Source organism: Pseudoalteromonas sp. 2CM39R (assembly GCF_023161845.1).
The window spans coordinates 1-21,433 of sequence record NZ_JALNTM010000024.1 but is presented as its reverse complement, the minus strand read 5'-3'; the positions used below and the strand labels follow the sequence as shown (position 1 = coordinate 21,433).

At 42.4% G+C, this 21,433-nt stretch carries 21 protein-coding genes; 6 read left to right on the top strand and 15 right to left on the bottom strand.

Features of this window, described 5'->3' with window-relative positions; genetic code table 11:
- Window positions 1-175: 175 nt before the first annotated feature.
- The 3 genes from MTF66_RS32470 to MTF66_RS32460 all read right to left on the bottom strand — a co-directional run bounded on the left by MTF66_RS32470 (window position 176) and on the right by MTF66_RS32460 (window position 3,744).
- Window positions 176-2,056, bottom strand: a complete 1,881-nt coding sequence (locus tag MTF66_RS32470) for a methyl-accepting chemotaxis protein (protein WP_248529723.1) — start codon at window positions 2,054-2,056, stop codon at window positions 176-178.
- 105 nt (window positions 2,057-2,161) lie between these two features.
- Window positions 2,162-3,211 carry an MJ1255/VC2487 family glycosyltransferase gene (locus tag MTF66_RS32465; protein ID WP_248529721.1) on the bottom strand — a complete coding sequence of 350 codons (1,050 nt, stop codon included), beginning with the start codon at window positions 3,209-3,211 and terminating at the stop codon, window positions 2,162-2,164.
- Complete coding sequence (locus MTF66_RS32460) at window positions 3,208-3,744, bottom strand: phosphatase PAP2 family protein (RefSeq protein ID WP_058583858.1); 537 nt, start codon at window positions 3,742-3,744, stop codon at window positions 3,208-3,210. Before MTF66_RS32460 ends, MTF66_RS32465 begins: the two co-directional genes overlap by 4 nt.
- Before the next feature lie 212 nt (window positions 3,745-3,956).
- On the opposite strand from MTF66_RS32460, the gene rraA reads away from it, so the two are divergent.
- Both rraA and MTF66_RS32450 read left to right on the top strand, forming a co-directional pair.
- Complete coding sequence (rraA, locus tag MTF66_RS32455; protein WP_054552822.1) at window positions 3,957-4,454, top strand: ribonuclease E activity regulator RraA; 498 nt, start codon at window positions 3,957-3,959, stop codon at window positions 4,452-4,454.
- 5 nt (window positions 4,455-4,459) lie between these two features.
- Window positions 4,460-5,509, top strand: coding sequence for a formimidoylglutamase (locus tag MTF66_RS32450; RefSeq protein ID WP_248529719.1), 1,050 nt, complete (start codon window positions 4,460-4,462; stop codon window positions 5,507-5,509).
- A gap of 189 nt (window positions 5,510-5,698) precedes the next feature.
- Here MTF66_RS32450 and MTF66_RS32445 read toward each other — a convergent pair whose 3' ends face one another.
- The gene (locus MTF66_RS32445) at window positions 5,699-7,381 is read right to left on the bottom strand and encodes a GGDEF domain-containing phosphodiesterase (protein WP_248529795.1); all 1,683 of its coding nucleotides are present in this window, start codon (window positions 7,379-7,381) and stop codon (window positions 5,699-5,701) included.
- Between the two features lie 121 nt (window positions 7,382-7,502).
- A complete protein-coding gene (gene hutI / locus MTF66_RS32440; protein ID WP_248529717.1) occupies window positions 7,503-8,744 on the bottom strand; it encodes an imidazolonepropionase in 1,242 nt (413 codons plus the stop codon).
- A gap of 143 nt (window positions 8,745-8,887) precedes the next feature.
- Between hutI and hutC the strand changes: the two genes are divergently transcribed.
- On the top strand, window positions 8,888-9,595 hold the full coding sequence (gene hutC, locus MTF66_RS32435) for a histidine utilization repressor (protein WP_248529793.1): 708 nt from the start codon (window positions 8,888-8,890) through the stop codon (window positions 9,593-9,595).
- On the opposite strand, the gene MTF66_RS32430 is transcribed toward hutC, so the two are convergent.
- Window positions 9,596-10,366 carry an NADP-binding protein gene (locus tag MTF66_RS32430; RefSeq protein ID WP_248529715.1) on the bottom strand — a complete coding sequence of 257 codons (771 nt, stop codon included), beginning with the start codon at window positions 10,364-10,366 and terminating at the stop codon, window positions 9,596-9,598. It abuts the gene before it with no gap.
- 113 nt (window positions 10,367-10,479) lie between these two features.
- Between MTF66_RS32430 and MTF66_RS32425 the strand changes: the two genes are divergently transcribed.
- Window positions 10,480-12,507 carry a methyl-accepting chemotaxis protein gene (locus tag MTF66_RS32425; protein ID WP_248529714.1) on the top strand — a complete coding sequence of 676 codons (2,028 nt, stop codon included), beginning with the start codon at window positions 10,480-10,482 and terminating at the stop codon, window positions 12,505-12,507.
- Here MTF66_RS32425 and MTF66_RS32420 read toward each other — a convergent pair.
- The 4 genes from MTF66_RS32420 to MTF66_RS32405 are packed head-to-tail and all read right to left on the bottom strand — an operon-like array spanning window position 12,492 to window position 13,737.
- A complete protein-coding gene (locus MTF66_RS32420; RefSeq protein ID WP_058583864.1) occupies window positions 12,492-12,701 on the bottom strand; it encodes a hypothetical protein in 210 nt (69 codons plus the stop codon). The two genes, MTF66_RS32425 and MTF66_RS32420, sit on opposite strands and share 16 nt — an antisense overlap.
- 49 nt (window positions 12,702-12,750) lie before the next feature.
- Window positions 12,751-12,933, bottom strand: coding sequence for a hypothetical protein (locus tag MTF66_RS32415; protein WP_248529712.1), 183 nt, complete (start codon window positions 12,931-12,933; stop codon window positions 12,751-12,753).
- 21 nt (window positions 12,934-12,954) lie between these two features.
- Window positions 12,955-13,113 carry a YqaE/Pmp3 family membrane protein gene (locus MTF66_RS32410; RefSeq protein WP_064971745.1) on the bottom strand — a complete coding sequence of 53 codons (159 nt, stop codon included), beginning with the start codon at window positions 13,111-13,113 and terminating at the stop codon, window positions 12,955-12,957.
- 57 nt (window positions 13,114-13,170) lie between these two features.
- Window positions 13,171-13,737 (bottom strand): BON domain-containing protein, encoded by a 567-nt coding sequence (locus tag MTF66_RS32405; RefSeq protein WP_248529711.1) that lies wholly within the window; start codon window positions 13,735-13,737, stop codon window positions 13,171-13,173.
- 329 nt (window positions 13,738-14,066) lie between these two features.
- Here MTF66_RS32405 and MTF66_RS32400 point away from each other — a divergent pair, with 329 nt between their 5' ends.
- Window positions 14,067-14,726: a LiaF domain-containing protein gene (locus MTF66_RS32400; RefSeq protein WP_248529710.1), complete on the top strand. Its 660-nt coding sequence runs from the start codon at window positions 14,067-14,069 to the stop codon at window positions 14,724-14,726.
- Window positions 14,727-15,280: 554 nt separating this feature from the next.
- Here the strand turns inward: MTF66_RS32400 and MTF66_RS32395 are convergent.
- Window positions 15,281-15,697: a VOC family protein gene (locus MTF66_RS32395; RefSeq protein WP_054563313.1), complete on the bottom strand. Its 417-nt coding sequence runs from the start codon at window positions 15,695-15,697 to the stop codon at window positions 15,281-15,283.
- Between the two features lie 130 nt (window positions 15,698-15,827).
- The gene (gene pmbA, locus MTF66_RS32390; protein ID WP_248529708.1) at window positions 15,828-17,165 is read right to left on the bottom strand and encodes a metalloprotease PmbA; all 1,338 of its coding nucleotides are present in this window, start codon (window positions 17,163-17,165) and stop codon (window positions 15,828-15,830) included.
- A gap of 137 nt (window positions 17,166-17,302) precedes the next feature.
- On the opposite strand from pmbA, the gene yjgA reads away from it, so the two are divergent.
- Window positions 17,303-17,824 (top strand): ribosome biogenesis factor YjgA, encoded by a 522-nt coding sequence (gene yjgA / locus MTF66_RS32385; RefSeq protein ID WP_058583884.1) that lies wholly within the window; start codon window positions 17,303-17,305, stop codon window positions 17,822-17,824.
- A 112-nt stretch (window positions 17,825-17,936) separates the two neighbouring features.
- Here yjgA and MTF66_RS32380 read toward each other — a convergent pair whose 3' ends face one another.
- The 3 genes from MTF66_RS32380 to MTF66_RS32375 form a co-directional block, all read right to left on the bottom strand.
- Window positions 17,937-18,383 (bottom strand): transposase, encoded by a 447-nt coding sequence (locus tag MTF66_RS32380; protein ID WP_248529707.1) that lies wholly within the window; start codon window positions 18,381-18,383, stop codon window positions 17,937-17,939.
- Between the two features lie 120 nt (window positions 18,384-18,503).
- Window positions 18,504-18,635: a hypothetical protein gene (locus tag MTF66_RS38555; RefSeq protein WP_282454227.1), complete on the bottom strand. Its 132-nt coding sequence runs from the start codon at window positions 18,633-18,635 to the stop codon at window positions 18,504-18,506.
- 470 nt (window positions 18,636-19,105) lie between these two features.
- Window positions 19,106-21,178 carry a M13 family metallopeptidase gene (locus MTF66_RS32375; RefSeq protein ID WP_248529705.1) on the bottom strand — a complete coding sequence of 691 codons (2,073 nt, stop codon included), beginning with the start codon at window positions 21,176-21,178 and terminating at the stop codon, window positions 19,106-19,108.
- Between the last annotated feature and the right edge of the window lie 255 nt (window positions 21,179-21,433).

The following is a 21,433-nucleotide window of genomic DNA, read 5'->3' as shown; positions in this document are numbered from 1 at the left end:
GTTATCAACGAGGTTTTATTGCCTCAAAATAGACTACTTAATTAAGCGGACTGGTATTAAACCTTGTCGCGGTATACACACCCAAACAACAAAAAAGCGCGATGACGACACCGTCACCGCGCTTTTATTTTTCAACAGACTAATTTATTAAACTTTAAACTTATCGATTGCCTCATTAAACTTTAAACTTATCGATTGCCTGATAGAGCACACGTGCTTGCTCAGATACTTCTTCGCTGGTTTGTGCATTGGTAGCCGCGTGACCCGATGCTTCTTGGGCGATATCACGAATACGTACCACGTTTTTATTCACCTCAGAAGCCACTTGGCTTTGCTCATCAATTGCGGTGGCAATGTGAGTACTCATATCCATAATGGTTTGTACATCTTCGGTGATTGAGCGAAGTAACTCACCGGCTTTACTTGCCTGTGCTGCACTTTCGCCACCTTGCGTACGGCATTGCTGCATAATGCTCACCACTTCTTGCGTACGCCCTTGTAAGGTTGAAATGATGCTCTCGATCTCTTGCGTTGAATCTTGGGTACGCTGCGCAAGTGAGCGAACTTCATCTGCAACTACCGCAAAGCCACGACCTTGTTCACCGGCACGCGCCGCTTCAATAGCCGCATTAAGTGCCAATAAGTTTGTTTGCTCAGCAATGCCACGAATAACATCAAGTACAGAGCCAATGGTTTCAGCGTCTTTTTCTAACTGCGACACCACGCTTGACGCATTACCGAGTGAATCTGATAAGTGGTTTATTTGCACCACAGTAGATTCAACCTCAGAGCGGCCTTGCTGCGCACTTAAGTTAGTCGACTCAGCTTTTTTCGCTGCAGCTTCAGTATTGTGTGAGATATCTTGAATCGTCGCCTGCATTTCGGTGGCAGCTGTGGCAACCATATCAGCTTCGTGAAGCTGCTCTTGCATACCTGAGCTAGTTGCTGCAGTCGTTTCAGATAAATGTTCTGTTGCCACGTTAAGAGTACTTAGCGCTGTATTTACCTCGTAAATCAGCTTTTTAAAATCACTGATCAAGCTATTAAAATCAACCGTCATTGTGGTGATTTCATCTTTACCTAATTGAGTAATCGACATGCTTAAGTCGTTATTGCGACGAATCTCGTTAATCGTGTGGTAAACACGTTCGATAGGCTGAATAATTGAGCGGCTAGTAAAGTAAACTAATAACATCACTAAAATGCTCGCAATTATAAACACAAGAATGGCAATCAACTGTGCACTAGCAGCACTCGATTCTACAAACTCTTTAGTTTGAGTAGTTAACTGATTAACAATAGCATCACTAAGCTCAACACTGCGTTTCATCTCACCGAGAGCCCCTGATTCTAAATCAAGGCCCAAAGCAACTTGTGCATCAACTAAGGCTTTAAATTTACTTTGATAAGTCGCAAGCAAACTAAGCAATTGGTTTTCGTAATTTGCATCGAACCCTGCGTTTTTAATCTCTGATCTAAAGCTAGCAACTAAATCATCAAACTTGCCCATATACTTTAAATCAAAGCGCAGCATAAAGTCTTTTTCTGCACGGCGAAGCTGTAGCATTAAAGTTAGTAATTTATAGTTTTCTCGCTCACTTAATAATGTTTCTACTTGATGCACCGCACCACGTAAATCACCATAAAGTGCATCTTTAGGGTGTAAACCTATTTTCTTTTGTAGTACCACAACTTCATTGAAGTCATCGTAATAAGTTTTCGCAAGACGTCTAAATTCATTTAGCTTAGATGAGTCCATCGACAAATCTTTCACTAACTCATCTAGTCGCGCCATTTTATTTTTTAGCTGCGAATACTCTTTTTCAAAAAGCTCGAGGCTATCGACATCTTTGTAAAACAAAAAGTTTTTTTCATGTTTACGCATCGCAAGTTCATGAATGTCGAGCTCCTCCGCATTTTGAATTGTTTCGTTGAGCTTTAGCATCATGCGCGACTCAAAGATAATTACACACAGCATCACAATCATTGCAAGACCAACAACGAGCGCGTTTAACTGTAAACGACGCTTAATAGTTAAGTTTTGTAATACATTCATTCAAAGTGCCTTATAGAAACATGCATTTAAAGTATAGCTAAACTATTTAAAGCAGCTAATAAAAAGTGGTTAAACTTGCCGCGCATTTTCCAATATAAGGTACTTTTAAACAATCAGTTTTTGTTCTAAATCAACCTGTTGCCATAGATGTTTATGCAATTTATCCAGCTTTTCCCATTGTTTTTTTTGCAACCAATCAACCAAAGGTGCTGGATCACTCGGAAAATTCAGTTTTTTATTCTGTGGCGATTGCAACCAATCATCCATCGCATTGGGGTTTAAATAGCTCATCACATGGGCTGCACCCATCGACAATAGCGTCTGTGCATTAATCCCCTGCTCAAATTGTTTTCCAAGTGGTTTTAGCAATAGCTTTTTACCTAATTGTAACGCTTCACTTGCAAGTTCAAATCCGGCGTTGCCAATTACACCACCAGCATTAGCGAGATCATTTAAAAAGCCAACGCGTGAAGGCGCTCGCAGGTGAATATTTCCGATTGAACAGTCCTGGGCATCTGGGTGATAACAGTAAAACTCACGCTCAGGAAAGTCTTTAAGGTAGTCGACCACACTATCTAGGTTCTCAAAAGGCAAATACACCAACACCTTATTCTCGACCATCACCGGGTTATCATGATGATGACTTGCAATAAATGGCGGAATGATGTTTTCTGCATAAGGCTGCCAATGCACCCCTAAATAAACACTCGCAGGCGCATAATTACGGATTAGGGCACGGCGAAAAAAAGCTCGGCCAAACATCGGCACTTTATCAGATAAAAACGCCGCTTGATGGCTCATGCCTATAACTGGGATACCTTGCTGTTTAGCAGCCCATGCTGTAATTGGCTCAAAGTCATTAAACACCAAGTCATAATGATGTAAATCAAGATTTTTTATATCTTTAATAAGCTGCAATGGGCGCGCATTTTTTAATGTTTTAAAGCTATCAACTTGCCCCGATTTGCTGGTAAACGACAAACCTCGAAAAGCTCGGTAGTCGGCAAAGTCATCCATATCAAAGTAGTCTTGCTCTTTACGACCCGAAAACACATAGTCAACATCGACTCCTAATGCTTTAAAGGTCGTTGCCATAACTCGTGCTCGAGTAATATGGCCGTTACCCGTGCCTTGAATACCGTACAAAATTCTCATATAGATCCCACCACCATTACAGCTAATACTGCACAACTTGAACCCATCACTGCACCAATCACCACATCAGCGGGGTAATGCACACCAATAATCACTCTTGAAGCCGCAACCCCTGATGCCCACATTAGCCACAGCACTGCAAATTCTGGAAAATAGATAGTCAAAATCGTCGCTACCACGAATGCCCCTGCACTATGCCCCGACGGTAAGCTAAATTGGTCGCTCGGCACTAAATAAGCACCTTGCACTAAACAGTCGCAGGGTCTAACCCGCGCGATGCGCTTTTTAGCTAAAAAGTAAATAGGCCGCTCAATGGCAAAGCCCACCAATATACTCATCGCCAGTTGTTGAAAGTGCAGCTGCTCGGTGAACCACCAAAAACCAAGAAACAACACCACGTAAAGTCCGCCATCGCCGCTTTTCGAAAACCCGAGCGCTGATCTTCTAAGCCAAATTGGCGAAGCGTCATTGAATACACTTAAAAACAGCTGTTCATCCACTTTAGCCAATTTAGTAAGTATGTTGTTTGCCATGGTGAGCTCCTTGTCATACTTTGCGTCTAATTTTTATACTCATCTCAGCTTAGGCGCTAAAAATAACAATTAGGTGACGCTTTTGAGACACTAATGTTGCGATGGCGAAATTCCTTTGATTTAAACCAATAATCCGCTATTAAGTCGTTGTTATTGAGTTGTATCAGGGTATACTGAGTACTAAACAGACAGTCTCTTTAGAGGATGAAAAAATGGATTACAGCACTTCTGATTTATGCGACCACTTTGCAGATGTGGTTGATGTGCTCGAACCAATGTTTATCAATTTTGGTGGACGCCCAAGCTTTAGTGGTCGAGTAAAAACCGTTAAATGCTTTGAAAATAACGAGCTGATCCGCGAAATTTTATCAACCGATGGCACCGATAGCGTGTTATTGATTGATGGCGGTGGTTCTACCCGACGCGCCCTTATTGATATTGAGCTGGCTGAAATCGCATTAGAAAACAACTGGCAAGGAATTATCGTTTACGGTGCCATTCGTCATGTTGATGAACTCGAAGAGCTAGACTTAGGCATTCAAGCAATTGCCTCTATTCCTGTTGCTGCCGATAGCGAAGGCGCAGGTGAAGATGGCATTGGCGTTAACTTCGCAGGCGTTTCTTTCTTTGATGACGACTTTGTTTACGCTGATAGCACCGGTATTATATTATCTGCTGAAGAATTAGAGTTAGAAATAATAGAAGACTAATCTCGGTGACAAACTACCTTAAAATTTATGATGAAGCGGCGGTAAAGCACTTATGTGCTCGCCGCGCTAACGAACTCAAAGCTTGGCAAGCCCTTGCCCTTCTCGACACTCAAGTTAACGCCCCACAAGCACTGATCGATGCAAAACACTTCGGTATTCGCTATGTTTTAGTTGGCGTATGTGAAGATATTGGCCCTCGCGCTAACTTAGGTAACGGTGGCTCAGGGCAAGCGTGGCAGGCGTTTTTAAAACGCTTTTTAAACCAAACGCATAACCAATTTTTAAATCACGAGCGTGTGTTGCTACTCGGCGAAGTTGCCCTTGATGACTTAAACCAACAAGCTGCTGACCTTGATAATAAAAACGACGCTGACTTAGGCAAACTACGTGAATTATGCGCTGATATAGATACCCGCGTTGAGCAAGTGCTTGCGATGATTTTTGCAGCTGGCCTTGAGCCAATTGTAATCGGTGGCGGCCATAACAACTGCTTAGGTATTTTACGCGCCCTTAGTAAGCAACATGGCAAACCAGTCAACGCTATCAACTTAGACCCTCATGCTGACTTCAGAGAGTGTGAAGGTCGCCATAGCGGTAATGGTTTTAGATATGCCTACAGTGAAAACCACCTTGCTGACTACCATGTGATGGGTTTACACGAATTTAAAAATAACCAAGCGATTATGGATGCCCTGACAAGCGCAAACTTCACGTTTGATAGTTACCAAGACATTCAAGTACGTCGCAAAGTTGATTTATCTTCAGCGTGTAAACACGCATTAGCACAGTTCGATAATGCACCGCTTGGAGTCGAAGTCGACCTAGACAGCATTTCGTTAATGCCGGTTAGTGCATACACTAACTGTGGCTTTAGTGTAAGTGATGCAGAACATTTTGTGCATTTAGCAGCTAGCCAAACAACAGCTCGCTACCTTCACTTATGCGAAGGCGCCCCGTCGCAACACCCGGTTAGTTTAGAAGCAGGCATGAACGACGCTGGCCAAATAATCACCGCCCTTGTGAATGCGTATTTACAGGCGAGAGAGGCAAGTTAGAAAGTTAGAAAGTTAGAAAGTTAGAAAGTTAGAAAGTTAGAAAGTTAGAAAGTTAGAAAGTTAGAAAGTTAGAAACTCTAAAATACCTAGTATCTAAGTCAAGGAGCTCGCCAACTTTACTCTTGAGACTCGCTAACTTTCCCCCTGAAAGCTGAAAGCTCTAACTTTACTCTTTCCCCTAGTAACTTGCTAACTTTCCCCCTGATGCTCTAACCGCCACTGTTTTAACCACGACATCATGCCTACGCTGCTAAGCGGGTAATTAAAGTAATAACCCTGGGCGGCGTAGGTATTCAACGACTTAACAAATTTAAGTTGCTCTAGGGTTTCGACCCCTTCACAAATCACCTTGGCATTATTTTGATTATGCATATCCACCATGCCAGAAACTAGGCTACGAACTTGGCTTTGATGGGCAAAATCAGCGGTTAGCGATGCAGCTACTTTAATATACTCAACATTAAGATTAGGCAGCTTTGCGAGCCAAATTGGCGTGTCGCCAAAGCCATCAATACACAGCTTAATACCAATGCTATTTAGCCTTGCGACCATGGCTTTACCTTGGTCGTCTAGGCTCATAAATAGATCGAGCGGGCATTCAATGATTAAATCACCCGGCTCTAAACGGTGTTCAGTCATAATGCGGTCAACAAATTCAATGAACTCTTCGTGCAGCATTTCTGGGCCAAACACGTTAATACTGAGTGGTAGTTCAATGCCTTCCATACGCAGTGCCATAGCAAGCTCTGCAGCACGTTCAATAACATACGCTGCTACAGGGTAACTTAGGCCAGCGACACGAATATCATCAATAAATTTGTTAGCCGAAAGAATGCCTTGTTTTGGATGCTGCCAACGTAGCAGCAATTCTAAAAACTCAATTTGCTCGTCGCTATTACGAATAACCGGCTGAAAATAAAGTTCAAGTTCGCTGGCAAAATCTAAGTGAGCTAATTCGCGTAGACGTGCTTGTTGCTCTAGTTGCTCAATCATCATTTGTGGGTGATAAGGCACAATTTCTCGCTCAGGGTTTGAATCAAGGGCAAGGTTGGCAAATGAAATTAAGTTTTCGAAGCTGTATTCTGGTTCGTCACAGTTCACGTAACTGGCACGCACTTTAACTTCAATTGTACAATTAGCAACATTAAATGGCTTTAATGTGACTTGCCTAATTTGACTGATCAGCTGCTCATGAAGATGTTTTTGCTCTTCGAGTGAGCAAATAAACGCAAAGTTTAAGCCCCCCAAATGCGCTAATTTTTCAGCATGTGCGGTGTTACCTGTCATACTCAGCACAGCATCAACACTGAGCTGCTGTTTAATACGCGTAGCCGATTGCGCTAATAATAAATCACCAAAGTCACGACCAATATGCTGGTTAACATCGTTAAAACCTTCAAGGCGGACCATCACTAATGCACAGTTTGTTGAGTGCTCTTCAGTCCATGCAACAAAGCTATTTCTGAGTGCATTACGGTCTGGTAAACCAGTCAGTGGAGCAGCATCTAAATCATCGTTATGGAGCGGTTCTACTTCAACCTGCTCATCTTCTTCAGGCTCTTCGTAATTAAAAAAGCCTGAAATAGATAAAATAACTACCGAGAAAACAAGCCAATATAAGGCTGTGTCGAGTAATAGGTGGGCAGAGTATAAAACCGCGAACGAAATTGCGGCAGAGACACTCAATATTATGGCAAGCCAATTAGTGGTGCGAAATGCTTGCCATAAATGAAAACATAAAGCTAAAGCAAGTAAGATCACCAGCCAAGGTAATCCTAAGCTTAAAATAGCTAAACCTAGTACGCCATTAACGACTAGGCTTAGTCTTAAAATAGGGTTTTGGGTTACGCATAGGGCACAGATCATTGCCATAAAAACGCTACCAGCTAAAAACACTGGCACTACATCACTTGTTAAATTTACGAGTTGCGTGCTACTACTCGCTAAACTAAAAATCAATGACATGTAATCCAAACTGCGTAATAAAACTTATCTAACTAAGTCTACCCAAAATCCACAGATTTAACAGTTTATTTACGCCGAATTGGTAACTTAATTGTGCTGGGTGGGATATTTGCCAATGAGCAATATCAGCACGAGCCCCCACTTTTAACACACCACGATCGTCAAGACCTAACGCACCCGCGGCGTTTCGTGTTACGCCAGCTAATGCTTGCTCTGGTGTCATACGGAAAATAGTGCACGCCATATTCATCATTAAGTGCAATGAACATAATGGTGAAGTTCCAGGGTTGAAGTCAGTTGAAATGGCGATCGGAACTTGGTACTGCTGCAGTAGTTCGATTGGCGGATACTTTGTTTCGCGTAAAAAGTAAAATGCACCAGGCAACAATACCGCTGCAGTGCCCGCTTTGGCCATTGCTTGAATGCCAGCTTCATCTAAGTGTTCAATATGATCTGCCGATAAGCCATTAAATTCTGCAACAAGCTCTGCACCATGTTGATTAGATAACTGCTCAGCATGCAACTTAACTGGTAAGTTGTGCTTTTTAGCCGCTTCAAAAACGCGACGAGTTTGCTCATTGCTAAAGCCTACGTTCTCACAAAATGCATCAACCGCATCAGCTAAATCAGCTTCTACAACACGGTCAAGCATCTCACCGCAAACAAGCTCTATGTATTCATCACTACGGCCTTTATATTCAGGCGGTAATGCATGAGCACCTAAAAACGTGGTTTTAACATCAACCGGGTGGTTCTCACCGAGTAAACGAGCCACTTCGAGTAGTTTAATTTCGTTTTCGCAATCAAGACCATAGCCAGATTTAACCTCTACCGTCGTCACGCCTTCTGCGTATAACGCATTTAAGCGCTCTTTAGCACTAACAAACAGTGTTTCGTGGTCGGCTTCGCGAGTTGCGCGTACGGTGCTTGCAATACCGCCACCGTTTGCAGCGATTTGTTCGTAGCTAACACCTTGCAAACGCTGCTCGAACTCTTCTGCGCGGCTACCGGCAAACACTAAGTGAGTGTGACAATCAATCAACCCAGGTGTTAACCACTGCCCTTTTGCAGATACAGTTGGCGTTGCTAACGCGTCAAATTTAGGTAAATCGTTTTGTGCACCTAACCAGGCAATTTTGCCATCTTTAACGGCAATCGCTGCATTTTCAATGGCGCCGTAGGGTGCATCAACAGCAGGATCCATTGTGGCGATATTGGCATCTGTGATCAGTAAATCCCAGAGCGCTTGATCATTGTTGGTTGTGTGCATTTTTCACCTATCTTGATGCTTGCTAAAGGCTCAGTATGAGCCTAAATTTAAATTTGCTTAAAGTTTATCAACTCACCTTGTATATACAAGGGAATTATGTCACCTTCAAACATACTATTTACTTACTACATATACATCCCAAAATGAGTGTCCCTAAGTTTGCGCAAATTAAAGAGTTTATTCTGAAAAACATTCAATCGGGAGAATGGCAAGAAAACGACCGTGTCCCTTCAGAAAACGCACTCACCAGTCAATTTCAAGTTAGCCGTATGACGGCTAGGCGTGCACTCAGTGAGTTAACCGATGCCGGTATCTTAACCCGCAGCCAAGGCCAAGGTACTTTTGTTGCCAGCTTCAAATCACAATCTTCGTTACTAGAAATCAAAAACATTGCCGATGAAGTTAAAGCGCGAAACAGCAATTATAGTTGTACGATTTTAGTGATGGAATCAATCAGCGCTATTGCCCCCATCGCGATTGCTTTGGGTGTCGAGGTCGACAGCCATGTCTATCGAAGTGTGATTGTGCACAATGAAAACGAGCAACCTCTGCAAGTTGAAGAGCGCTTTGTGAACCCCGCTCTTGCTAAAGACTACTTACAACAAGATTTTCACAGCCTGACACCCCACGAATACTTATCGAAAAACGCTCCGCTCACCGAGGCTCGCCACACGGTCGAAGCGATTATGCCCAATCAAGAAATGTGTGAATGGCTAAACCTTTACAACGAAGAGCCATGCTTACAAGTGATCCGCCGAACCTGGTCATCGCAAGGTATTGTTAGTTTTGCGCGCTTAGTCTCACCGGGCAGTAAATACCGACTAGGCGGCCACCTAACTTTTAAAAAATAGCTAAATAGGCGCTTGATAACGAAAATTCAGTGACTCAATCGCCGAGCCATCAATGATACGCTCGCCTTTATCATGGCTAGTAAATGTCGGTGGCTGATTGCCTTTCTCAGTGCATTTTTGTTGGTAGTAATCCGTTTTTGTTGGATGCGCTGGATTGACCACATTATAAATGCTGCTCGCGCTTGACCAGTTTTCAATTACAGAAAAAATCGCCGTTATCACATCTTGCTGCTGTACCATGTTTACCACTTGCTGACTTGAGCTAGACAGCTCTTTACCTGCAACAAACTTACCTGGGTCGCGCCCAGGGCCAACAAGGCCCGCTAAACGCAATACTTTACCACCGGCATTTAGCACTAACTGCTCAGCATCAAATAGCAGTTGCTGGCGCGCTGATTGGCAATTAATTACTGCACTTTCGTCATAATGACCATTGTCAGTTGGGTAAACACCCGTCGAAGAACATAAAATAAAGCCTTTACAATTTAGTTGCTTAGCAAGCTCAAGTCCTGCTTGCAAAGTGGCTAAATAATTACTTTCTGAGCTGCGACTACGCGGTGGAATTGCACACACCCACCATGCATCTTCAAGTGAAACATCGTGCTTAAGCACTGTACCTTCAAGCGCAAACTGGCGCTGAAAGTCATGTTCGTGTTCGCTACTACGGTGTGTTCCCTGCACTTGCCATGCTAATTCTTTTGCCTCAACACAAAGCGCACTACCAAGCCAACCTGCACCTAAAACAACCAGTTTACAATTTTCAGAACTCATTTATTCAACTACCTCTTAGAATTTATTATTAACGTTCGCTTAACGGTGTAGCGATTTGGGTGCAAATATGATTAGATAGATAACTCTACCCGATAATAAAAACACGTGCATCTATGTTAAATAACCTCTCTTTACGTAAAAAAATATTACTACTCATCGGCGGGACGATAAGTGTACTACTGATCATCGCGTCTAGTTTTTTTGTTAGCCATATTGCTGACCTATCGCGCCAAGCTATTCAACGCGAAGCCGACAGCTATTTACAGAGTGAACGACTTTCAATGCAAGGTTACTTTGCCAAATACGGTAAAGTGGTTCAAACCTTCATTACAAATCCGCATTTAGTGAATTGGTTCGACAATTGGACTGAACGTGACCAAAGCCTTGATAACCAACCTGGATACGACAGCGTTAATCAAGATTTTGTGCGTATCAGTGGCAACGATGACAACATCTTATCTGCCTTCTTTGCATCTGCAACAACAGGTGAGTACTTTAAAGAAAACGAGCGAACCACTCATTATAACGGCCAACCTTACTACGCTTACAAACGTGGTTGGTGGAAAGATGCTTTAAAGATTAACAAACTCTATGTAGGCCCCATTTCTGTAGATTTAACCACAGGTAATGCCTCTGCAGTTGTACAACAGCCTGTTTATAACAAACAAAATAAACTTGTTGGTTTTGGTGGTGTTGATTTACAGCTAAACAACATCAACGACATGGTTGAAGAAATTCGCTTTAATGGCCAAGGCTTTGGTTTCTTACTTGATGGCAATCAAAAGGTTGTGCACTTATCTAAGCGCACTGGCCACAAGCTATCTGTGACTGACGAAGGTCCGAATGGCAAAGAAGGCTTAGATGCCCTCGAAAAACAATTTAGCGACACATCAGGCTTTAGCGAATTAAACCGCGCGATGAAAAGCCAAAAAGATGGCAGCAGCTTTGTTACTTTCAAAGGTGAGCAATATTACGTTGTATATAACCGCCTTGAGCTAGAAACCCCTTATCTTGATTGGTACGTGGGTATTTTAATTCCGACCAGCATGATTGATGAACCAGTAAATGATGCAGTGATGACAACCACAACCTCTGTGATCATCATTCTTGCGATTATCATAGCGATGATCTTCTGGGCCACGCAAATGATCACCAAGCCGCTGACTAAGCTAACTTACATCATGCGTGATATCGCATCAGGTGATGGCGATTTAACACAAAAAATCGAAATCAAGAGTAATGATGAAGTGGGTCAACTTGCTCATCACATGAATACCTTCATCGATAAACTTCGTGCAATGATGCTTAATACTGCTGCGCAGGCTGAGCAACTAAGCCAAGCTGCGAGCCAGTTAAAAATTGTATCGCAAAAAACCAACGATGAAATTCAGCAAGAAAAGCAACAAGTTGATAGTGTAAGTGCGGCAGTAACCGAAATGGCGTCTACTGTAATGGAAATCTCGCGTAATGCCCAGCACACCAATAATGCCGCTGAAGAAGTGCAAACCATTACCGTTGATGGTACAAAACGTTCTACTCAAGCTCAGTCAGTCATGACCGCCCTTGCAAGCCATATTGGTGAAGCATCTAAAGTGGTTGCGGGTCTTGAGCAAGAAAGTGGCAATATCGGTGCGGTAGTTGATGTAATCAACTCAATTGCTGAGCAAACTAACTTACTAGCACTGAATGCGGCAATTGAAGCAGCCCGTGCTGGTGAGCAAGGTCGCGGCTTCGCAGTTGTTGCTGATGAAGTTCGTTCACTGGCAAGCAGAACGCAAGAATCTACTGATGATATTCGCAATATGGTCAGCCGCTTACAGCAAATTGCCCAGCAAGCATCGACTATGATGCAACAAGGTCAAGAGCGTGCTGAAGGCTCAGTAGAGCAAACACAAATTGTATTGCAAGCTCTACAAGATATCGCCCAATCTGTGACAAATGTGCAAGATCAAAGTCATCAAATTGCGACGTCGACAGAGCAGCAAACTGTGGTTGCAGAAGATATCAACAATAGCTTGGCAGCAATTAATCACTTAGTGAATAGCACTGCAGATCATGCCCATGAATTGGCGGATGAAGCACGTGATTTGAATGAATTGGCAGCCGCTTTAAATAAGACGGTGAATCAATTTAAGTTATAAAGGTAAATTGCTGAAGTAGTTAAAAACCCGATGTCACCTGAAGATGACATCGGGTTTTTATCGTCAGCCTTCCCTGTTAGTCGTGGCGCAACCGCTTTCGCGTGTTCCATAAATTCGTGCCACTGTTGCTTGTTCCATAAAGCAACTCCTTTGTCGGTCAATCCTTGTGTTGGTTGCGTTTGTACTTGTTCCATATAGTCTCCTCCTTACGCTAGCTTCATCCTGTTTGGCTCCTGCCTAAGCTTATTCCTTGCTATCATCTCCATTCGCTTTATCCATAAAGCGTTGCCATTGTGCGCTACTCCATAACGCCTTGTTACTTCCTTGTTGTCCTTTGTGCGTAGTTACATTATCCATACTGTAAACTCCTTGCGGTTTATCGTCCGTTACTCCTACAGCAACTCCTTGCTGTGCTCCATTAGCCATCCTTGTAGATTAATGCGGTGATTATCGCTTAGCGATGATATACACAGCATGAATCAAACCTGGAATGTACCCTAATAAGGTCAAAAGAATATTAATCCAGAACTGCGCACCTAAACCTACCTGTAAAAATACGCCAAGAGGTGGAATTAAAACCGATAAAATAATACGTATTAAATCCATGACTCACTCCTTGAAAAAGATAAGCCCAGCCAAAGCTGGGCTATATAGGGCTTGCTATTATTCAGCAACAATCGTTAATTCATCGATTACTTTGCGAACATCTTCAGCATTTTCAGCAATGCTCACTGCTAGTTGCTTTTCTGCATCAGACTCAACAGTACCATTAAGTGTTACTACACCCATGTCAGTATCAACATCGATGTCTGTACCACCTACTTCTGAGTTAAATAAATAACGTGTTGTGATTACAGTACTGATTTTAGCGTCGGTTAAGTCGCTTTCTGCTGAATCATCTTTGTCTGATTTCATGTGCTTAGCTTTCATGTTTTTAACAACAGTTAGTTCGTTATCAACAGAGCTAACACCGTCTAGGCTAAGAACTAGCTCTTCAGCAAGCTCTTTGTCTAATTCGCTATCAACTTTACCTGTAAGTACAACCTTGCCATTCGTTACATCAGTGTTGATGTCAAAGTTGTTAAGGTTTGTGTTCATAAGAAGCACAGTTTCTGCCTTACCATCAATCCAAGCATCTTTACTTTCATTTTCCCAGTTGCTGGCCTGAGCTGACATGCTAGTTGCACCAATTACTAAAGCGGCAATCATTGATTTGTTAAAAGTATTCATAATCTTCTCCTTTTGATTTAAGACACTTTAACTAATGCGACTATGATGCCAACTATTTATTCTTTATTTATCATAAAGTTAAATACTTATTCAGCGACCATTTATATTCATTTAGGTAAAGATTTACAAGCTGCTCGGTAAGAAGTTCACGATGTTGCAAAAATGGCCACTTAGTTGCTGATTTTATTAATCTGTGGTTAATTTAACGAAGTTGTTTATTAGCACAAAAACACAAGCTGTTGATTTATATAAAAATAAACTTTGGCCTAAGCTTTGCTAAGTAATTAATAACTAAAAAATCACCTTTAAAATCACAACAGGGAACTACCATGACCGTTAAACTTGAAGATCGCCCAATCGATCAAGTAAGAGAAGAAGTCATTGATCAACTCATTTATAACTACAGTCATGCTGTTATTTCAGCCGAAGCATTTGAACGCCGACTAGACCAGGCAATGGCAGCCACCAGCAACGAAGTATTGGTTGAACTGGTTGCTGATTTAGATCTGAAGGCGGATATTGATTACAAATCGCATAAGCATGCGCAATTTAAACCTCACTATAGCCACAGCAGCGACAACGAGAGCCTGCAGCTTAGGAGTATTTTGGGTTCAAATGAGCGCAGCGGCCAATGGGTAGTTCCAAAAGAAATTCACCTAACAAACTGCCTAGGTTCAATCGAACTCGACTTTAGCGAAGCAATTTTCCAACATCAGCACGTCACCATTTACGTGAACTGTATTTTAGGTAACGACGAAATCTACGTACCAGAACATGTTAATGTGGTATCTAAATTGTTTAGCGTAATTGGCAGTGTAGAGAATAAATCTGTAGCCTTAAATAAAGGCCAAGGCCCAACCATCACTATTGAAGGTAATGTATGGCTAGGCTCAGTCGAGATTTCAGTTAAACGTACCATGAAAGAAAAGTTCATCAGCTTTGCCAACAGCCTAAAAGCCAGTTGGAAAGAAATGAATAAAGTGCAGTAAAGGTGCGAGTTGCGAGTTGCGAGTTGCGAGTTGCGAGTTGCTAGGTGCTAGGTGCTAGGTGCTAGGTGCTAGGTGCTAGGTGCTAGGTGCTAGTTATCGTAGCCGCAGTTTTACATCGCGCAATATAATAAGATAACGCGCGAAATAAATTTCACGCCTACATCACCGTAGGCGTCACGCTTGCTTGGCGCGTCTTACATACAACGCTATTCCATCAATCAATGCCTGACCAACAAACAACATAATTCTGCTGAAAGCTGATGACTCACTAAACTTCACACCTACATCAAAGACATTTAATCGCACAAAGAGGATATGAGGCGCTTCGCTTTAGAGATAACAAAAATATTATTATCACTTCCTCATTCTTTTCTCATTCACTTCTCTTTGTGAATATATTTTCGCGCGAAATAAATTTCACGCCTACACCGTAGGCGTCACGCTTGCTTGGCGCGTCTTACATACAACACAATTCCATCAATCAATGCCTGACCAACAAACAACACAATTCGGCTCAAAACTGAAAGCTGACAGCTGACAGCTGATGACTCTAGCTACAAGTCATTATTCCTCTCACTCGGGATATCACTAAAATACTCTACAAACTCAACTTCAAAACCTGCGGGGTCGATGAAATATACATTTTTACGATATGGGTTTTCAGGGCCATGTTTATCAATTTCATAACCAGCCGAAACAAGACGCTCAACTACGGCATTAATATCGTTTGTCACATAAGCAAAATGGGCAAGGCCTACTTGGTGGCCTGCTAAATCACGGTTTTCAGCTTCACCGTTATCACTCAGTGCAAGATATTGGTAATCATCACCAAAGTGCAGCCACTTGCGCGGTTTGCCAGACCATTTGCTGTCGCCTTGACTACGCACACGCCAGTGCGGGAATGCCGCTTTATAAAAGTGCAGCATGGCATCAACATTACTAACAACAAGGTTTACGTGCTCTAAATACATGGTAGTTTTCCTTTTTATTTTTAAACTGCCACCAAGATAAAACCTCAAGTTAAGTTTAGGTAAAGTACTTTTTCAAATAAAAAAGCCCCACTAAAGTGAGGCTTTTAAAAAATGATTCGTTATTTATGAATTAACTACCAGCAACCTGCATTTGTTCAATCAATACAGAGCCTGTTTGAATACCGCCACGGCGCTCGATGTCTCCACCTAAGCCAACAACGGCCTTAAACATATCTTTTAAGTTACCAGCAATCGTGATTTCACTTACTGGGTATTGGATTTCGCCATTCTCAACCCAAAAACCCGCCGCACCACGTGAGTAATCACCCGTTACCGTGTTCACACCTTGACCCATAAGTTCAGTTACTAATAAGCCTGTGCCCATGGTTTTTAAAAGTGCTTTTAGATCAGCATGGGTTTGTTCAACTAGCCAGTTATGAATACCACCAGCATGACCCGTTGGTGCCATAGACAGTTTGCGTGCTGCATAGCTTGCTAATAGGTAAGTTTGTAGCTCACCGCCTTGAATAATTTCACGATCTACGGTTTTTAAACCTTCAGCATCAAACGGCGAAGACGCTAAACCCTTTAATAAATGTGGGCGCTCAGAGATATTCACACAATCGCTAAATACTTTTGTACCTAAGCTATCAAGCAAGAAGCTCGACTTACGATAAAGCGCGCCGCCACCAATCGCTGACACTAAATGGCCGAATAATGAGTTAGCAATATCTGCTCTAAAGATCACTGGCACTTTCATGGTACCGAGCTTTTGGCTGTTAAGCTTAGCCAGGGTTTCGGTTGCCGCTTCGAGGCCTACTTTCGTAGCGTCATTTAAGTCATCTTTATGGCGCGCGATGGTATAAGCCGAGTCGCGCTGCATTTGCTCGCCTTCTTTACCAATCACCATCGTACTAATGCTATGACGCGTACGCGGGTAACCTGCAATCATGCCATGGCTGTTACCATAAACACGTAAACCTTGGTGAGATGAAAAACTCGCACCATCTGAATTAACAATGCGCTCATCGGCATTCAGCGCCGCTTGTTCTGCTTGATGACAAAACTCCACACCTTGCTCAGGGCTAACTTCCCACGGGTGGTATAAATCTAAATCTTGCGGTGCAAATTCAAGTAACTCTTTATCGGCGATACCATTAAATGGGTCGTCAGAAGTGAACTTTGCAATATCAATGGCTTTTTCGACCACTGTACGTAATGTTTTAGGGTTTAAATCGGCTGTTGAAGCAGAGCCTTTGTTGTTACCCACATAAACACTGATACCTAAGCCACCGTCTTGGTTAAACTCTATTGTTTCAACTTCGCCCATGCGCGTGCTAACAGACAAACCTGACGTGCTCGACATCGCCGCTTCTGCTGCTGTTGCACCCAATTTTTTTGCATGCTCCAGTACTTCGCTTACAGCGTCTTTCACTTCAGAAATGTGTTGATAAATAGGATCTTTCATCTTGTGTGTCCTAGGTTCTGATATTTTTTATAGTGTAACGAATGCTAACACACTGCGAGACCTGCATCAGCTAATATTAATCATTAACTAAATGGCGTATAATAGCGAATAGTTAAGTTTACTGAATGAGCATCCTTATGGCGAAGAAGAAAAAGCCACTTATCGAAGAAGAAATTATTTACGTATCAAAAAGCGAATTAAAACGTGAAGCCATGCAATATCATGGTCTGGGTGCTGAAATTGCAAAAATGCCGAAAAAGCAGCGCGATCGTTTACCGCTTAATCACGATTTAAAAGAAGCCCTTGTTGTTTCTGATAAAGTAAGTGATAAGAGCGATGCTTACCGTCGTAACTTAAACTACATCGCAAAAGTATTACGTACCACAGAAAACGTTGATGAAATCCAAGCGATGATCGACATCATGCTTAACAAAAACAATCAAGCCGACGTTTTGATGAACAAAATCGAAACCCTGCGCGATGATTTGATTAAACAAGGTGACGACCTGATCAATTCAACAATTGATCAATACCCGTCTCTTGAGCGCCAAAAAATGCGCCAATTAGTGCGCAGCGCCGCAAAAGAAGTAAAAGCAGAAAAGCCAGCCAAGAATTACAAAGAGTTATTCCAGTATCTAAAAGATGCGATTATGCTTTGATTTCCTTCGCGCGAAATAAATTTCACGCCTACATCACCGTAGGCGTCCCCCTTGCTTGGCGCGCCTTGAACATCACACAATACTCAACTATCGCGCGAAATAAATTTCACGCCTACAACCAAATACAATTCCAAAACGGGTAATCGCCAACGTGCTTAACTAATTTTGCGCGTAGAGGGTTTGCAACTACATATCGAGCTTGTTGTATTAGGTCGTTTTCATCTCTGATTTGATGATCATAAAAATTACTTTGCCAGACTACGACTTTGCGTCCCTTTCTCTTGCGAATAGACATAGTCACCATGCTTTTATACAGCTTAATTACTGCTGATAAGTTTTGCTGAGGGCGAAGTTGAAATATCCAATGTAAATGGTCAGGCATGAGGACAAAGCAGATTGTCTCTACTTTATCTTCTAAATAGTATATTGCTTTGGCAGCATCAACTGCATATAAGTAGTTGGCAAATATAGGTACTCGATTCTCACAACAAAGAGTTACTGAATAATAGCAATTTGAATGTGAGTTACGCCCTTTAAGTCTCTTCCTTGACGAAAACATAAACCTATCAATCCTGAAGGTAAAACCTGATCTTAGAACTTAAAAACACACCTAGCCAATTTACACCAAAAATGTTTGAACCTCGCAATACAAAAACATCGCGCGAAATAAATTTCATGCCTACATCACCGTAGGCGTCAGCTTGCTTGGTGCGTCTTGAACACCACACAACACACAACCATCGCGCGAAATAAATTTCACGCCTACCTCTAACGTAGGCGTCACGCTTGCTTGGCGCGTCTTAAACATCACACAACACACAACCACCGCGCGAAATAAATTTCACGCCGACATCAAACGTAGGCGTCACGCTTGCTTGGCGCGTTTTAAACATCACGCAATACTCGACCATCGCGCGAAATAGATTTCACGCCTACATCAAGCCGTAGGTGTCACGCTTGCTTGGCGCGCCTTAAACACCACACAACACGCAACTAACGCGCGAAATAAATTTCACGCCTACATCAAACCGTAGGCGTCACGCTTGCTTGGCGCGTTTTAAACATCACGCAATACTCGACCATCGCGCGAAATAGATTTCACGCCTACATCAAACCGTAGGCGTCACGCTTGCTTGGCGCGTCTTAAACATCACACAACACACAACTATCGCGCGAAATAAATTGCACGTCTACATCAAATGTCGGCTGAAAGCTTACGGCTCTCCAAACAAAAAAGGCTCTGAGCGTTCACTCAGAGCCTTTTTTAAAATCGATAATCAATTACCAGATTTTTACGCGATCTTCTGGTTTGATATACATCTTGTCGCCCTCTTTCACATCAAATGCCTGATAGAATTCTGGCATATTTGAAAGAATACCGATTACACGGTAGTGGCTTGGTGAATGAGGGTCTGTCATTAGGCGGTTACGTAACTCTTCGTCACGATATTTACGACGCCAAATTTGCGACCAACCCATGAAGAAACGCTGATCACCTGTGTAACCATCAATGATTGGCGCTTTTTCATCACCAAGTGATAACTGGTATGCAGTATAAGCAACTGTTAAGCCGCCTAAGTCACCAATGTTCTCACCTAATGTAAGCTGACCATTAACGCTTGCATCTTCAAATGGTTTGTACTCGTTATACTGAGCAACTAGCTGACCTGTGCGCTCTTCAAACTGTTTAAGGTCTGATTCGCTCCACCAGTTACGTAAGTTACCATCACCATCGTACTTCGCACCTTGGTCATCAAAGCCGTGACCTAATTCGTGGCCGATTACCGCACCGATTGCACCGTAGTTAACAGCGTCATCAGCTTCTAGGTTGAAGAATGGCGGTTGTAAGATAGCCGCTGGGAATACAATTTCGTTGTTCACAGGGTTGTAGTAAGCGTTTACTGTTTGTGGTGTCATGTGCCACTCAGAACGGTCAACTGGCTTACCTAGTTTTGCAGTCATATCTGCATATTCCCACTCGCTGTGGCGAATGTAGTTACCCACTAAGTCATCACCTTTAACTTCAAGTGAAGAATAGTCTTTCCATTTATCTGGGTAACCAATTTTTGGTGTGAACTTATCAAGCTTTTCTTTAGCAGCAATTTTTGTTTCTGGGCTCATCCACTCAAGGCTTTCAATCGCAACTGCATAACCTTTGATTACGTTATCAACTAACTCTTCCATGCGCGCTTTCGCTTCAGGCGGGAAGTTTTCTTTAACGTATACTTTACCTAGAATTTCGCCTAATACACCGTTTGATGCATCAACCGCTTTTTTCCAAAGTGGAGATTGCTCTGTTACACCGCGAAGTGTTGTGCTGTAAAAATTAAAGTTAAGGTCTACTAACTCTTTATCTAATAGGCGAGCATAGTTACTAACAAAGTGGAACTTAAGGTAATTTTGCCACGTTGCTAAGTCTGTATCGTTGTAGATACCAGCAAATTTTTCTAGGTAGCTAGGCTGGCGAATAATTACATCTTCAGTTTTGATACCTGATGCATCAAGGTAAGCTGCAAAGTCAAAGTCGCCAGTAAGTTTGTTAGCATCTGCAACGCTCATCTTATTGTAAGATTTAGTTGCATCACGGCTTTCAACACGGCTCCACTGCGCATCAGCAATGCTTGTTTCAAGATCAATAATTGCTTTAGCCGCAGATTCTGCATCAGCTACACCGGCTTTGCTTAAGATAGCTGTTACGTATGCTTGGTAAGCTTCACGAATTTTTGTGAATTTTTCTTCATCTTTTAGGTAGTAATCGCGATCTGGTAAACCTAAACCTGACTGATAAACATACATCGCGTTTTCGCTAGAATTTTTCGCGTCGTTGTTTACGTACCAACCAAACGGTAAGCTACCGCCTTTAATGCGAAGATCAGCCATTAAAGCAACAAGATCTGACTTGTTCTTAACTGCATCAACGCTTTCTAGCACTGGTGTTAATGGCTTGATACCTGCCGCTTCACGGCCTGCTTCGTCCATGTAGCTGTTGTAGAATGCAGCTAGTTTAGCTTCATCAGAGCCTGGCTTAACGTCTTTATTTGCAGCTGCTTTTTCTAATACTTCTTTCATCGCTTTTTGCGAATCATCGTAAAGCTGAGTGAATGAACCGTAGTTTGATTTATCACCTGGAATTTCTGTTTTCTCTAACCATTCGCCGTTTACGTGATAGTAAAAGTCATCTTGTGCGCGAACAGACTTGTCCATGTTCGCCAATTCAATACCTGAATTTAAAGGAGCTTTTGCTTCAGTTACGGCCGCAGTTGCTGGTGCTTTAGTTTCTTGTTCTTTTTCACCACAACCAACAAGACCGAGGGCTAGTGCAATACTTGCCGCGGTAAGTGTTACTTTTTTCATGGGAGTCCCGTACTAATTATTTTTTGATGTATTTATCGAAAAACTAGCAAACATAATTAATCATTAGTTTTTCGCTTTCACCATAATAAACCGCTCAAGCAAAACAATAAAACCGAATATGTAACAATTCTTATCAAAACAAGATAAGCCGCATTTTTGAGCGATGGGAAGGGGAGGTTAAGTAGTTAGTGGTTAGTGGTTAGTGGTTAGTGGTTAGTGGTTAGTGGTTAGTGGTTAGTGGTTAGTGGTTAGTGG